General features: G+C 60.3%; 13 protein-coding genes. All 13 read left to right on the forward strand.

The genetic code is table 11. The features are described 5' to 3' along the window. Positions 1–132: 132 nt before the first annotated feature. The 13 genes from ABGT66_RS10905 to ABGT66_RS10965 all read left to right on the forward strand — a co-directional run bounded on the left by ABGT66_RS10905 (position 133) and on the right by ABGT66_RS10965 (position 15,262). Complete coding sequence (locus tag ABGT66_RS10905; protein ID WP_346690627.1) at positions 133–2,274, forward strand: AMP-binding protein; 2,142 nt, start codon at positions 133–135, stop codon at positions 2,272–2,274. A 7-nt stretch (positions 2,275–2,281) separates the two neighbouring features. Next, the gene (locus tag ABGT66_RS10910) at positions 2,282–2,617 is read left to right on the forward strand and encodes a cupin domain-containing protein (RefSeq protein ID WP_346690628.1); all 336 of its coding nucleotides are present in this window, start codon (positions 2,282–2,284) and stop codon (positions 2,615–2,617) included. Positions 2,618–2,770: 153 nt separating this feature from the next. Continuing rightward, entirely contained in the window at positions 2,771–3,748 is a 978-nt protein-coding gene (locus ABGT66_RS10915) for a DctP family TRAP transporter solute-binding subunit (RefSeq protein ID WP_346690630.1), read from the forward strand. 55 nt (positions 3,749–3,803) lie between these two features. Continuing rightward, on the forward strand, positions 3,804–4,229 hold the full coding sequence (locus ABGT66_RS10920) for a TRAP transporter small permease (protein ID WP_346690632.1): 426 nt from the start codon (positions 3,804–3,806) through the stop codon (positions 4,227–4,229). A 5-nt stretch (positions 4,230–4,234) separates the two neighbouring features. Next, the gene (locus tag ABGT66_RS10925; protein ID WP_346690634.1) at positions 4,235–5,521 is read left to right on the forward strand and encodes a TRAP transporter large permease; all 1,287 of its coding nucleotides are present in this window, start codon (positions 4,235–4,237) and stop codon (positions 5,519–5,521) included. Between the two features lie 455 nt (positions 5,522–5,976). After that, positions 5,977–6,600 (forward strand): TetR/AcrR family transcriptional regulator, encoded by a 624-nt coding sequence (locus ABGT66_RS10930; RefSeq protein WP_346690635.1) that lies wholly within the window; start codon positions 5,977–5,979, stop codon positions 6,598–6,600. 72 nt (positions 6,601–6,672) lie between these two features. Next, positions 6,673–7,905, forward strand: coding sequence for an efflux RND transporter periplasmic adaptor subunit (locus ABGT66_RS10935; RefSeq protein ID WP_346690637.1), 1,233 nt, complete (start codon positions 6,673–6,675; stop codon positions 7,903–7,905). A 3-nt stretch (positions 7,906–7,908) separates the two neighbouring features. Next, the gene (locus tag ABGT66_RS10940) at positions 7,909–11,052 is read left to right on the forward strand and encodes an efflux RND transporter permease subunit (RefSeq protein ID WP_346690639.1); all 3,144 of its coding nucleotides are present in this window, start codon (positions 7,909–7,911) and stop codon (positions 11,050–11,052) included. 13 nt (positions 11,053–11,065) lie between these two features. Beyond that, complete coding sequence (locus ABGT66_RS10945) at positions 11,066–12,556, forward strand: TolC family protein (RefSeq protein ID WP_346690641.1); 1,491 nt, start codon at positions 11,066–11,068, stop codon at positions 12,554–12,556. A gap of 168 nt (positions 12,557–12,724) precedes the next feature. Next, the gene (ftcD, locus tag ABGT66_RS10950; RefSeq protein ID WP_346690643.1) at positions 12,725–13,642 is read left to right on the forward strand and encodes a glutamate formimidoyltransferase; all 918 of its coding nucleotides are present in this window, start codon (positions 12,725–12,727) and stop codon (positions 13,640–13,642) included. Between the two features lie 13 nt (positions 13,643–13,655). Further along, entirely contained in the window at positions 13,656–14,282 is a 627-nt protein-coding gene (locus tag ABGT66_RS10955; RefSeq protein ID WP_346690644.1) for a cyclodeaminase/cyclohydrolase family protein, read from the forward strand. A 127-nt stretch (positions 14,283–14,409) separates the two neighbouring features. Continuing rightward, positions 14,410–14,871, forward strand: a complete 462-nt coding sequence (locus ABGT66_RS10960; RefSeq protein WP_346690645.1) for a GNAT family N-acetyltransferase — start codon at positions 14,410–14,412, stop codon at positions 14,869–14,871. Between the two features lie 22 nt (positions 14,872–14,893). Continuing rightward, on the forward strand, positions 14,894–15,262 hold the full coding sequence (locus ABGT66_RS10965) for a hypothetical protein (protein WP_346690647.1): 369 nt from the start codon (positions 14,894–14,896) through the stop codon (positions 15,260–15,262). Positions 15,263–15,386 lie beyond the last annotated feature (124 nt).

Here is a 15,386-nt window from a genome sequence, read left to right on the forward strand (position 1 = left end):
ATATTTATTGTAACTCAAATTTTACGGAAGTGGGCGTAAACGGGCAAAAACCGCTGATATCATGGTATAATCGGCTATTATATCGGACTCGCGTTTCCACTATTGCCGCGCCTGTCCTTCGGGGGGATTCTATTGCGCAGACTCATCGTTCAGCTTATTTTGCGCCTCTTTTTCCGCGTTGAGGTAAAGGGCTGGGAAAACTGGAAGAACGCCGGCGAAGGCGTGCTTATCGCGCCGAACTACGTCTCTTTCATCGACCCGCTGATCCTCGCCGCCTTCCTGCCCGAGAAGGTCCCCTTCGCGATCGAGCGCAGGCTCACAAAAAAACGCTTCGCGCGCTTCTTCCTTCCGATAGCCGACACGCACATTCTCGACGCGGACGCGCCGCTGACACTTAAATATTTCCTCAACCTGCTCAAAAACGGCGGGCGCTGCGTCATCTTCCCCGAGCTTCAGCCGACGACCATCGGCAACCCGATGAAGGTCTCCGCGGGCGTCGCGCAGATAGCGGACCACACGCACGCGAAGATACTGCCGATACACATCAAGGGCACGGAGAACACGCCCTTCTCGCGCATCCAGCACAAGCGCGGGCTGCGCTTCTTCTCGAAGGTCACGATAACCGTCTCCCCCGTCAAGGAGCTCAAGATACCCGAGGGGCTCTCCGGCTCGAAGCGCACCGCCGCGGCGGGACGCGCGCTCGAGCGCATAATGGACGAGGCATCGCTCTACGCGCGCCGCAAGGAAAAGCCGCTCTGGGACATCCTGCTCGACGCGCGCAGCGAATTCGGCGGCTCGACGCGCCTCTTCAGCGACCACGGCGCGAAGCCCGTCACCTACAACGGCTTCATCACGCGCGTGCTGCTCATCGAGGAGGCGCTGCGCGCGCAGAACCTCGAGGGGAAGAACGTCGGCGTGCTGCTGCCGACCTCGCTCGGCGGCGTAATCTCGATATACGCGCTGCAAAAGATGGACAAGATCCCCGCGATGCTGAACTTCTCGCTCGGCCCGCGCGCCATCGTCACGAGCTGCCGCACCGCCTGCATCAAGACGGTCGTCTCCTCGCGCAAATTCATCGAGCTCGGCAAGCTCGACGCGCTCTCGAACGCAATCGAAGAAGCGGGCATACGCATATTCTGGCTTGAAGACGTCGCGCCGCTAATCACGACCGGCAAAAAATTATCCGCGGCGCTGCGCGCCCCGTTCCTGCGCTCGAAGCCCGCAGACCCGAAGGCCGTCGAAAAGCCCGCCGTCATCATCTTCACCTCCGGCTCCGAGGGCGCGCCGAAGGGCGTCGTCCTCAGCTACAAAAACCTCAACACGAACCACGCGCAGACCTTCACGCGCGTCGACTTCTACCGCTCCGACCGCGTCCTCAACGCGATGCCGATATTCCACTCCTTCGGCCTCGTCGGAGTGTTCCTGCCCGTCTCGCTCGGCTTCTTCGTCTACCTCTACCCGTCGCCGCTGCACTACAAGACCATCGCGAACATATGCTACGACGAGCGCATAACGATACTCTTCGCGACCGACACCTTCCTCGCCGGATACGCGAAGGCCGCCGCCGACAACTACGACTTCGCGACGGTGCGCCTGCTCGTGCAGGGCGGCGAAAAGCTCAAGCCCGCGACGCAGCAGACGTGGTTCGAACGCTTCAACATCCGCATCACCGAAGGCTACGGCGTCACCGAAGCCTCGCCCATCGTCTCCAACAACTACTACGCGCACCACAAGAGCGGCACAGTCGGCACCTTCGTAGAAGGTCTCGAATACCGCCTCGAGCCGGTCGAAGGCGTCGCCGAGGGAGGCCGCCTCTGGCTAAAGGGCGACAACATCATGATGGGCTACCTGCGCGCGACGAACCCCGGCGTCCTCGAACCGCCGAAGGACGGCTGGTACGACACCGGCGACATAGTGAAGCTCGACTCCGAGGGCTACGTGACGATACTGGGCCGCGCAAAGCGCTTCGCGAAGATAGGCGGAGAGATGATATCGCTCGCCGCCGTCGAAGAGGCGATGTTCGAGATATGGCCCGAAGGCCAGCACGCCGTCACGATGATCCACGGCGCGAACCGCGAGACCCTAACCGCCGTCACGACCCGCACAGACATCAAGCGCGAAGACCTGCGCCAGAAGCTCTCCGCAATAGGCATGGCCGAAATAGCGATTCCCAAGAAACTCATCTACATGGAAAGCATCCCCCTGCTAGGCAACGGCAAGACAAGCTACGTCGAACTCGACGAGATGCTGAAGAACATGAACGCAGAGGAGTAAGCCGGCGATGATAAAGCAGAGCGACGACTTCACCACCGCTTCCGCCATGCGCGGCGGAGAGGGCTGCGCCAGGATATTCCGCGCGCCGCTGCCGGAAAAGGCCGCGCCGCTGGCGATGGCGTCGAGGATAGAGCTCGAGCCCGGCGCTTCGATAGGGCTGCACAAGCACGAGACAGACGAAGAAGTCTACGCCATAGTCTCCGGAAACGGCGTCTATACATCTGACGACGGAGATACACCGGCCCTTCCCGGCGACATATTCGTAACGAGAAAGGGCATGTCGCACGGGCTGAGGAACAACGGCGGCGAGCCGCTCATATTCTTCGCCGTCGTCGCCGAATAGCGCCGCGCTCAAACGGCGCGCCGCCGTTAAAATTCAACGCAGTGGCACAAAAACGTAACCAAAGGTTATTTTTATCGCATAATAATATTCATTGACACGATAAAGCAAGAACATTATCATTACTCCAACATTTATTGATGGAGGCTTCGTGTAATGAAGAAAATCGTTATGTCATTGTGCGCGGCGCTGTGCGCCGTGATGCTCGCCCAGGCCGCTTCGGCCGAAACGGTCATCAAGATAGGCCACGTGCTCAACAGCGACCATTCGTGGCACAAGAACCTCAGCGGCTTCGCCGACGATGTGAAGAAGAGCACCGACGGCAGAGTAGTCATTCAGCTTTATCCCAGCGCCCAGCTCGGGAACGAAAAGGACATGGTCGAGGGGCTGACGCTCGGAATGATCGACGGCGGCCTTATCGGCGGCGGCTCCTTCCAGTCGATAGACGAGAGATTCGGCATAGAGGCTCTGCCTTACGCATGGCCGACGCATGAAGCGGCCTACAAGGCTTTCGACGGCAAGCTCGGCGAATTCCTCTTCAAGCTCCTCAACGAGAAGGGCATCGAAGGACTCGCATGGTGGGAGAACGGCTTCCGCCACATCACGAACAACAAAAAGCCCATCGTAAAGCCCGAAGACCTCAAAGGCCTGAAAATCCGCGTAACGCCCGACAAGATGCGCCTCGACACCTTCAAGCTCCTCGGCGCGGCGCCGATGGCCATTAACTTCGGCGAGCTCTACTCCGCGCTTCAGCAGGGCGTCGTCGACGGACAGGAAAACCCCTACGCCATCATCTACTCCAACGCATTCAACGAAGTCCAGAAATATCTCTCCAAGACGGGACACATCTGGGGCTCCGCGATTCTCTGCGTCAACAGCAATCTCTGGAGCCAGCTTTCCGACGAGGACAAGGCAACCGTGAAACAGCTCGCGCAGAAATGGGGCGAAGCCCAGCGTAAGGAGACCATACAGGAAGAGGACGAATTCCTGAAAAAGCTCGAAGAGAGCGGAATGCTTGTCAACGATGTAGACAAAGCCGCCTTCCAGCAGGCCGTCCAGCCCGTGTGGCAGAGCTATGAAAAGACGTTCGGCAAAGAGCTGATGGACATGGTGCGTGAGTATGGGAAACAGTAACGAAACAGAGAAAAAGGATACTCTCAAGCGGGCGTACCGCCCGCTTGAGCTTTTTGTGATCATCGCGGTCACGGTCGTATTCATCGTCGTAATGATGGAAGTCGTCTCGCGCTACATAATGCACCAGTCAATAGCGTGGGGCGGCGAGGTCTGCCAGACGCTCCTCGTTTGGATAACCTTTATAGGCTCGGCCGCCGCGCTGCTGACGAACGACCACATGGAGATAAACATCGTTCTCGACAGGATACACAGCCCCGCGGCGAAGAAGCTCGTGCTTTTCATACGCGAGCTCGCGATACTCATCTTCGTCTGCGTCGGCACTGCGGGCGGCGTGAAGCTCGTAGAGAGGACGTGGAACATGACGACGACGACGCTCCAGATACCGGCGGGCGTACTCTACCTTGCATTCCCGGTCGGCTGCGCGCTGATGATTCCCGTCGTTCTGCATAATATTTACAAACTGTTCGCAGGGAAAGAGTGATAGTCATGCTGCTTCTTGCTGCCGTTTTAATAATAGGCATAGCCATAGCCGTGCCGATATCCTACTCGATAGCGGTCTCCGGCGCGTTCTACCTTCTGGTGGAATCCACGCTGCCGGTGCTCGTCATAGCGCAGCGCATGGTGGTCGGCGTCGACTCCTTCACTCTGCTCGCGATACCGCTCTTCCTCCTCGCCGGCGCTCTCATGGCCGAGGGCGACATAACCCCGCGAATCATGAGATTCGCCTCCAGCATGGTCGGACACATCCGCGGCGGCATGGCGATGGTCATGGTCGTCTCCTGCATGTTCTTCGGCGCGATTTCGGGGTCGGGCGTCGCAGACGTCGCGGCCATCGGCTCTATAATGCTCCCCGCCATGAAAGGGCAGAGCTATAAGCCGGCCTTCAGCGCCTCGCTGCTTGGATGCGGCGGCGCACTCGCGACCATCATACCGCCCAGCATCGTCATGGTCGTCCTCGGAGTGACGATGGGAGCCTCGATAGGCAAGCTCTTCATAGCGGGCTTCATCCCCGGAATACTCTCCGGCGGCGGCCTTATGCTCGTCTCCTATTACTTCGCGAAGAAAGAAAATTACCCGCGTCTGCCGAAGGCCGACGCGCGCGAAAAGTGGGAGGCCTTCAAAGGCGCGTTCCTGCCGATGGTGACGCCTGCGATAATCATCGTCGGAATACTCGAAGGCATTTTCACAGCGACGGAGGCCGGCGCGGTCGCGGCTTTCTACGCTCTGATACTTTCGAAATACGTCTACAAAAAGCTGTCGTGGCGCCGCTTCTTTGAAATATGCCTCGAAGTCGGCAAAACGAGCGCCGTCGTCCTCTTCATCATATCGGCGGCGAGCCTCTTCGGCTGGGTGCTCACCTCGCAGAACATACCGCAGAAGATAGCGGAGGTCATCCTCGGCATCTCCGACAACTACTGGGCCGTTCTGATATTCTTCAACCTGCTGCTGCTCATCCTCGGGACCTTTATGGAGACGACGGCGATAATCCTTATAATTATCCCGATATTCATGCCGATAATGACGCAGATAGGCGTCGACCCGATACACCTCGGCGTAATGGTCTGCGTCAACATGGCGATAGGAGCCAACACGCCGCCGCTCGGCGTCGACCTCATGACGGCGTGCAAGGTTGCCGACATACCGTACGAGGATTCGTTCCGCTACATCCCGTACTTCCTGACTTCCATGTTCATCGTGCTGGTGCTGGTCATCATATTCCCCGGCCTCTCGACGTGGCTGCCCAATATGTTGGTGACCTCCGCCGGAGCATAGAGCGACACGGCCGACAAAGTATCAACACAAGCGGGGCGCGCGGGCGTCCCGCTTTTTTGCGCGTTCGGCGCGTTGCGCGCCTTCCCGTAAACGCACGGAGGCGGCGTGTATTCGGCGGCGCCGCGTCGTGGCGCGGGGCTTTCGCGCGGTTTCCGGCGCGTTCGCGAATTTGCCGAAGCTTCGGCGAATAGCCGCCTTTTCCCTAAAGCGAGAGCCGCGCCCGCGCGTGAAGGCGCGCGCGCAAAGCTCAGACGCGAGGCCGCGCGTCGGGCGGGGAGCCGCGTTTTCACAAAATCTCCATAAATTCCACACGCTTCGGCCACATTCGCGCGGTACGATATGAAGGTCGAATTGTCGCCGGAAAACGCCGCGCTTTTATTGACATACTGACGCGTATGTATATATAATTTATCGCGGTTTTTTATCACGTCGGGTGAAAAGGGAGGGAAAATCAAATGCGGAGGACTAAGGAGGAAGCGATGCGCACGAGGATGAGCATTATGGAATCGGCGCTCGACATCTTCAGCGAGAAGAATTTCGCGAACGCTTCCGTCTCCGAGATAACGGCGCGCATCGGTCTGTCGAAGGGCGCGTTTTACTGGCATTTCAAGAACAAGCAGGACATCCTCATCAAGATAATCGAGGAGTTCTGCGCCGGCGACTGCGACAAGTATATGGGGCTGTGCGAGGCTTCGCCCGAGGCCGTCGGTTCGCTGCGCGGATATGTGAAAGAGGTGCTTGAGCGCCTGCGCAGCGAGGAGCGGTGGAAGAAGCTGCACGAGCTTATGATCCGCCGCCACGAGTGGCCGCAGGACATCCGCGAGCGCGTCGACGAGATTCTTCACGAGGCGAGGACCCGCGACATCAAGCAGATGGAGACGTACATAGTGACGCGCCAGAAGGCCGGAAAGATACGCAAGTCGCTGTCCGCGCACAAGGCCGCGGTGCTTCTCGTCAGCATCTTCCACGGCTTCGGAATATCGCAGCTCGCGGGCGCGCTGCCCGATGAGCTGCCGGAGAGCCTCGACATTCTGTTCGACGCGCTCACGAAAGAGTTTTCGGTGAAGAGCGAAGCGTAAAAGGCGGCAATCCCTGCCAGAACGAGGGAATACAGATAAACAAAAAACGGAAAGTGTAGGTGGCACTGAAAAATGCAGGGAAATGGAGAAAACAAGAACGTGGAGATCAAGGGCAATCCGAAGTCTCCGTGGGTGAAGATAGCCGCAGCGGTCGTGGTGATCGCCGTCGTCTTCTTCGGCTACAGGGCCTGGAAGGACGGCTCGTCGCAGCCGGTGCAGCAGGCGGCCGCGGAGCCGGTGGTCATCGTCAAGCAGGTCGAGAAGTTCGACGCCTCGTCCGTGCCTTCGGAGTACGTGGGCCGCGTGGAGTCGATTCAGTCGGTCTCCGTGAAGCCGCAGATTTCCGGCGAGATAGCGAAGGTCTGCTTCAAGGAAGGCTCCGTCGTCAAGGCGGGACAGCTTCTCTTCCAGATAGACCCGAAGCAGTACGAGGCGACGGTGCAGCTCCGCAAGGCAGAGCTTCAGCAGGCGGAGGCGAACCTAGTGACCGCAGAGAAGTATTACAAGCGCGTAACGGCGGCTAGCGAGCGCGCGGTCTCCGCGACGGACAGAGATACGGCGGAGGGCAACTTCCTCCAAGCCAAGGCCGCGGTAGCGCAGGCGAAGGCGGCTCTCAAGCTCGCGCAGATAGACCTCGGCTACTGCCGCATCACCTCGCCGATAACTGGAAAGATAGGCAGGGCGCTCTACACGAAGGGCAACTACGTGACGCCGCAGATAACGGAGCTCGCCTCGATAGTCCAGATGGACCCCATCCGCGTCTCCTACCCGCTGCCCGACAGGGACTACCTCGACCAGCTTTCGCTATTCAAGGAGGACGGCTCCGTCTACAACACGAGCCTGATTCTCAGCAACGGCGAGAAATACAACGTCCCCGGCAAGCGCGACTTTGAGAACAACAGGGTCGACCAGACGACCGGAACGATAATGATGCGCCTGCGCTTCGCGAACAAGGAAGGAATGCTGATTCCGGGCGAAATGGTCCGCGTCTTTACGAAGCCCGTCAAGAGCCATATAGTCAACGCCGTCCCGCAGACCGCGGTCATGGCCGACGAGCAGGGCGACTACGTCTACGTCATCAACGCCGACAACACGGCGCGCCAGGCGCGCGTGACGCTCGGACGCGAGTTCGGCGAGCTGCGCGAGGTCACGAGCGGGGTTGAGGCGGGCGAGAACGTCGCCGTCGCCGGACTTCAGCGCCTGCGTCCCGGAGCGAAGGTCCGCATAGAGACCTCCGCCGATGAGAAGCCCGCGGCTGAGAAAGCCGCAGCGCAGGGCGGAGAGGCCCCGAAAGAGGGAAATTAAAAAATGTTCTCTAAATTCTTCATCGAACGTCCGCGATTTGCGATGGTCGTCTGCATCGTCATCGCGCTCGCGGGCATAATATCCATCTTCTCGCTGCCGGTCGAGCAGTACCCAGAGGTCGCGCCGCCGCAGATACGCGTCAACACCTCCTACCGCGGAGCCGACGCCGAGACGATAGCGAACACCCTCGCCGCGCCTCTCGAAGAGGAGGTCAACGGAGTCGAGGGCATGATCTATATGGACTCGACCTCGAGCAACAACGGCGAATATACGCTCTACGTCACATTCGCCACGGGCACCGACTCCGACATGGCGCTCGTCCGCGTCCAGAACCGCGTCTCGCAGGTTCAGCCGCAGCTGCCGCAGGAGGTCGTCGACGAAGGCATCACGGTCGAAACGTCGTTCTCCGACACGCTGGGCTTCCTCGCGCTGACTTCGCCGAACGGCACCTACGACGAGCTTGAGCTTATGAACTACGCCTACGCGAACATCAGAAGCCGCCTCCAGCGCGTCGCTGGCATGGGCAACGTCCAGGTCTTCGGCGCTAAGTACAGCATCCGCGTCTGGCTCGACCCGATGCGCATCACCTCGCTCGGCCTCTCTATAGAGGACGTCGCGGCGGCTATACAGAGCCAGAACAAGCAGGCCTCGATAGGCTCCATCGGCGCGCGCCCGGGCAGCGACATCAACAGCCCGCTCGTCTACACGCTGATGGCGAAGGGACGCCTTTCGACGGTCAAGGAATTTGAAGAGATAATCGTCCGCACCGCCTCCGACGGCGGCCTAGTCAAGCTGAAGGACATCTCGCGCATAGAGCTCGGCTCCGAGACCTACAACTTCAACGCGAACGTCAACGACGCTCCGGCCGCTATGATAGCTATGTCGCAGACCTCCGGCTCGAACGCCCTCAACGTCATGTCCGGCGTCCGCGAGGTTATGGAGCAGATAAGCGCGAACCTGCCCGACGATATGCAGCTCGAGGTGCAGTACGACTCGACCGAGTACGTCCAGGAGACGATTAAGGAAATCATCATGACGCTCTTTATGACGCTCGCGCTCGTCATATTCGTCTGCTACCTCTTCCTTCAGGACTGGCGCACGACGCTCGTCCCGACGGTCGCGATCCCGGTCTCGCTGCTCGGCACCTTCGCCGCGCTGCTCGCGGTCGGCTACACCATCAACACGCTTTCGCTCTTCGGACTCGTCCTCGTCATAGGTACGGTCGTCGACGACGCCATCGTCGTCGTCGAACGCGTCCAGTTCCTTATGGAGCGCGACAAGTGCGACCCGAAGACCGCTACGATACAGGCCATGAAGGACGTCACTGGGCCTATGATGGCGACGACGCTCGTCTTCCTCGCCATATTCGTCCCCGTCGCCTTCATGACGGGAATCACGGGACAGATTTACAAGCAGTTCGCCGTCACCATCGGATTCGCGGTCTGCTTCTCGCTCGTCGTCGCGCTGACGATGTCGCCGATGATGTGCGCCCATATGCTGCGCGAGCAGGAGCCTGTGCAGCGAGGGCCGCTGAAGTGGTTCAACGACGCGCTCGCGAGCTCTACGCGCGGCTACGTCGCGGGAGCTATCGTCATAGCGAAGCGCAGGATACTGCCGTTCCTGCTCTTCGCGGCCGTAGCCTTCGGCTGCTGGACGGTGCTTAAGCTTTCGCCGACGGCCTTCCTTCCCGACGAGGACCAGGGCGTTATATTCGCCGGCGTACAGCTTCCGGAAGGAGCTTCGCGTCCGCGCACCGAGGCCGTCGTCAAGCCGATGGTCCAGGAGGTCATGACGCTTCCCGGCGTGGACAGCGTGATGGACATTTACGGACATAACATCCTCGGCGGCGAAGGCGAAAACGTCGCCTCGCTCATCATCCCGCTCGACCCGTGGGGACAGCGCAAGGCGCCAGACCAGCAGCTCTCCGCGCTCGTCGCGAAGGTCAACGCCATAGCGGCGAAGTACCCGCAGGCGCAGATCAACGTCGTCACGCCGCCTCCTATCCAGGGGCTCGGTATGGCGACCGGTATCGACATGAGGCTTGAATCGACGGTCGACAACGACCCCGTCCGCCTCGCCGAGGTCATGGGCATAGTGCTGCGCGAGCTGAACCAGGCGCCCGAGGTCAACTACGCCTTCTGCTCCTTCACGGCCGACACGCCGCACCTCTTCGTCGACATCGACCGCCAGAAGGCGGAGCTGCTCGAAGTTCCCGTCAGCACGATATTCAGCACGCTCCAGACCTACTTCGGCTCGGCCTACATCAACGACATCAACATAGGCACGCAGGTCAACCGCGTCATGCTCCAGTCTGAGTGGAACTACAGAAACAGCATCGACCGCATAGGCGAGATATTCGTGCGCAGCTCGACGGGCGAGCAGGTCCCGATACAGAGCGTCGCGACGGTCAAGAAGACGCTCGCGCCGCGTTCGCTCGACCGCTACAACCTCTACCCGACCGCGGCCATCACGATAGTCATGAAGCAGGGCTACTCGACGGGCGAAGGCATCGCGCGCGTCCACGAGATAGGCGAGCGCGTCCTCCCCGACGGCTACACCTACGAATGGTCCGGAATGACCTACCAGGAAGAGCACGCGCAGGGCGGCATCACGATGGTGCTCGTAATAGCGCTTATCTTCGCCTTCCTCTTCCTCGTCGCGCAGTATGAAAGCTGGTCGACGCCGGTCTCCGTCATACTCTCGCTGCCTACCGCTATGCTCGGGGCGCTCGTCGGCTTCCGCATCATGGGAATCCCGCTTTCCGTCTACGGACAGCTCGGAATCCTCCTCCTCGTCGGACTCGCCTCGAAGAACGCAATACTCATCGTCGAGTTCGCGAAGGAACAGCGCGAGCTGCACGGCCTGCCGCTGATACAGGCGGCGGCGGTCGCGGCGACGGAACGTTTCCGCGCAGTCCTCATGACGGCCTTCACCTGCGTCCTCGGCGCGGCCCCGATGCTCGTCGCTTCGGGAGCGGGCGCCGCGAGCCGCAAGGCCGTCGGTTCGACGCTCTTCTTCGGAATGATGGCGGCTACCTGCATCGGTATCTTCCTCATACCGGGGCTCTGGGTCGCCTTCCAGGGACTGCGTGAAAAGGTAAAGTCGCGCATCGGCAGAAACAAGAACGCCGAGGCACAGGCGAACTAGGAGGCGCGCGATAATGAAAAAACTGACAATACTCACAATATCCGCGCTCGCGATAATGGCGGCGGCCTCCGCCGCCTTCTCCGCGGAGGCGAAGACCGAGCCCACGTCGCAGGACGTGCAGATGAAAAACGGCTCGTGGACGGAGCTCGCTCAGCTCTACCCCGTCGCCTTCGTGGAGCAGAACGTATCCGAAGAGCTGACGCCCGAGAAGCTCGCCAGCTGGTGGGACGTCTTCGGCGACCCGACGATGACCGACCTCATCACGCGCGCCCTTGAGAAGAACCGCGACCTCGCGAGCGCGCGCGCCAGCGTCAAAGAGGCGAGATACCAGCTCGGCATAAGCGAGGCTAACCTCCTCCCGTGGCTCGACGCCAACGGTTCGTGGAACAATGTCCGCACATCGCCTGAAGCAGGCGGAAGCGGCAGCGCTTTACAGTACATCGGCCTCGGCCTCGACGCGACCTGGGAGATAGACATCTTCGGCGGACAGCGCGCCTCCGTGCGCGCGCAGCGCAGGACCTTCGAAGCGCAGTACGCGATGCTCTACTCGACGTGGAGCTCGCTCGCCGCGGAGGTCGCGATGGACTACATCTCGCTGCGTACGCTCCAGGAGCAGCTCGACATAGCGAACTACAACGTCGGCCTCCAGGAGGAGACCGTCGGCATCCAGCAGTCGCGCGTAGACGCTGGCCTCGCCGACGACCTCTCGCTGAACCAGGCGAAATACACCTTGGAGCAGACGCGCGCGACGATACCGACGATACTGGCCTCTATAGAGCAGACGAAAAACGCGCTCGCTATACTCACCGGCGAAATCCCCGGTACGCTCGAGGAAGAACTTGCGGAGCACAAGCCCGTGCCGCGCATAGAGTCGACCGCGCTCATCGGCATACCGGCCAACGCCATACGCCAGCGCCCCGACATCAGGCAGGCCGAACGCGAGCTCGCCGCGCAGATAGCGCGCAAGAAAGCCGCGCGCGCCGACCTCTGGCCGAAATTCTACCTAACGGGCGCGATAGGCACGCAGGCGCACGAAGGCTCGCTCTTCAACGGCCCCGGCAAGATGTACAGCTTCCTGCCGCAGATAAGCTGGCCTATATTCCACGCCGGCGCGATAACGAAGAACATCAAAGTTCAGGGCGCGCGCGCGGAACAGCTGCTCGCCGCCTATGAGCAGACCGTCCTCACGGCGGTCGGCGAAGTGCGCGACGCGCTCTCCGACAACGTGCAGGAATACGAGCGCAACGCACGCCTCAAGAGCGGCGTCGAAGCGGCCCAGTCCGCGCTCGACCTCGCCAACGAGAAATACGCCAACGGCCTCGTTGACTTCACGAACGTCATAAACGCGCAGAGCGCGCTGGCCTCGCTCTCCGAGCAGTACGTCGTCAGCGGCGGACAGATATCCACCAACGCCGTCCGCCTCTTCAAGGCTCTCGGCGGAGGCTGGAAGCCGCTCGACGAAGCAGAGCGCGCGATAGCCGAAGCTGCGGCGAAGAAAAAATAGTGCGAAACGCAAAAACAAAAAACGCGAAAAGGAGCCTCAGTCGGGGCTCCTTTTTTATATCTATTTTACGGCGATTTGATACAATCTAAGAAGCAACGGAGAGACCGCCGCGGCGGTCCATTCTGCGGCGCGCGCGGCGCGCCTACAAAATATTTAGGAGGACACAACATGACCAAACTTGTCGAGTGCATTCCGAACTTCAGCTGCAGCAAAGAAAAGGACGAAGCCGCCTACAACGCGCTCGTCGACGTCGCGAAGAGCGTACCCGGCTGCACGCTGTTCGACGCGCAGACCGACGGCAACCACAACCGCTGCGTCTTCACCCTCATAGGTTCTCCCGAGGCGATCGAAGAAGTCGCCTTCCAGCTCACGAAAAAAGCCGCCGAAGTCATAGACATGACGAAGCACCACGGCGAGCACTCGCGCATGGGCGCCACCGACGTCATCCCGTTCGTCCCGACAGTCAACGTGACAGTAGAAGAGTGCGTCGAGATGTCGAAGCGCCTCGGCAAACGCATCTGGGAAGAGCTTAAAATCCCGAGCTTCCTCTACGAAGATTCCGCCACGTCGCCCGACCGCGTGAACCTCGCCAACGTCCGCAAGGGACAGTTCGAAGGCATGCCCGAGAAGCTCCTCCAGCCCGAGTGGGCGCCCGACTTCGGCGAGCGCAAAATCCACCCGACCGCCGGCATCACCGCGATAGGCGCCAGAATGCCGCTCGTCGCCTTCAACATCAACCTCGCCACCTCCGACGTCAACATCGCGAAGAAAATAGCGAAAGTCATCCGCGGTTCCTCCGGCGGCTTCAAGTGCTGCAAAGCCATGGGCTTCATGCTCGAAGACCGCGGCATCGCGCAGGTCTCCATGAACATGGTCAACTACGAAGTCACGCCGCTCACGGTCGTATACGAGATGGTGGACAGCCTTGCGAAGCGCTACGGCACCTACATCGTCGGCAGCGAGCTCGTCGGCCTCACCCCCGCCAAGGCGCTCCTCGACTGCGCCGAGTACTACCTCAAGCTCGAAAACTTCGACTGCCATAACCAGGTGATGGAATATCACATCATCGACATGGAAGAGAAATAAGGGAGCGAAAAATATGAAACTCGCAGAAATGCAGGTCGCCCAGTTTGTAGACGTAATGGCCTCCGACGCCCCCGCCCCCGGCGGCGGCTCGGCCTCCGCTCTCGAAGGCGCCGTCGGCGCGGCCCTCACCGCGATGGTCTGCGCCCTCACCATAGGCAAGAAAAAATACGCCGACGTCCAGGACCTCGCCGCCGAGTCGATGGAAAAAGCCAACGACCTCAAAGCGCGCTTCGTCGACGTAATGGACCGCGACACCGAAGCCTTCAACGCCGTCAGCGCCGTCTTCGCCATGCCGAAAGAGACCGACGTCGAGAAAGCCGCGCGCAAAGCCGCCATGCAGGAAGCGCTCAAAGGCTGCACCAAGACCCCGTTTGAAATGATGCAGCTCGCCTGCGAAACCCTCGAACTCACCCGCTCGCTCGTCGGCCGCCTCAACGCCAGCGCCGCGAGCGACCTCGGCTGCTCCGCCCTCGCGCTCCGCGCCGCGATACAGGGCGCGTGGCTCAACGTGCTCATCAACATCTCCGGCATCACCGACGAAGCCTTCGCCGCCGAATACCGCGCGAACGGACAGGCCCTCCTCGACAAAGCCCTCCCGCTCGCCGACGAAATCTACGCCGAGATACTCAAAACCATGTAACGGCCCGCAAGGGCAAGACGCGGCGCAAAATCCGCGCCGCAGCGAAAACGCACACAGCGGGGCCTCACGCGAGGCCCCGTTTTTATGTTATGCTCTGAATCGAAAACGACCGAACGGGGCGAAAAAGATGGACGAAAACATAAAAATAACAAACCTGCGCGAAACGCCCGAACTAATCCCGAGCGCGGCGCAATGGTTCTCATCTAAATGGGAAATCCCCACGGAAGAATACGAGACAAGCATGAGGGAATCCGCCGAAAGCCGCGCGCCCGTCCCGCAGTGGTTCGCCGTCACGGACGCGCGCGGAAAAATCACAGCGGGCGCGGGAATAATCAAAAACGACTTCCACGACCGCAAAGACCTCTCGCCCAACTTATGCGCGCTCTTCGTCGAAGAACAACACCGCCGCCGCGGAATCGCGGGCAAGCTGCTCGACTTCGCGCGCGAGTCCATGCGCCGCGCAGGAATCCCCAAACTCTACCTCGTCACAGAACACACGTCGTTCTACGAACGCTACGGCTGGCGTCACACAGCCGACGCAACCGGCGACGACGGCGTGAAAATGCGCGTCTACGAGGCGGAGTGCTGAAACGAAGAGGCACGAGCAAAATATGGAAGAACTGAAAAATTTCTCCCCATACGACGGACACATAGCAAGCATCCTCATCGGCTGCGGCACGGCAAAAATCTCTTTCCGAACTTGGGACGCGAAAAAACTCGTAATCATCTATGACGGCGTCGAAAACATCCGCGAAAGCCACGCCGTATTCAACGACATAGCCGAATACAGAGAGACAACAGACGACGGCGAGCTTATCGGATACGAGTTCTTCGACACAGACGGCGCCCCCGTCCTGAGCCTCATCGCCGAATCGGCGAAAATCTACAAAGTCGGAGAAAACGCCGAGGCGGACGAAGCTCTGTTCGACGCAGGCACGGAGTATATCGGGGGACAAAGGCAGAGCGAGTTTCTACAATAGCCGCTTAGCTCTGCAAAAAAGACGGAGCGCTTCACCACAGCGCTTCATCGTCGGATACGAAAGCATCGAAAAACCGCCCCGGCCGCAGGTGCGGTTCGGGGCGGTTCCTGTTGGGGTTTACGGC

Origin of the sequence: uncultured Cloacibacillus sp. (assembly GCF_963926575.1) — a bacterium.
GTDB classification, from domain to species: domain Bacteria; phylum Synergistota; class Synergistia; order Synergistales; family Synergistaceae; genus Caccocola; species Caccocola faecigallinarum.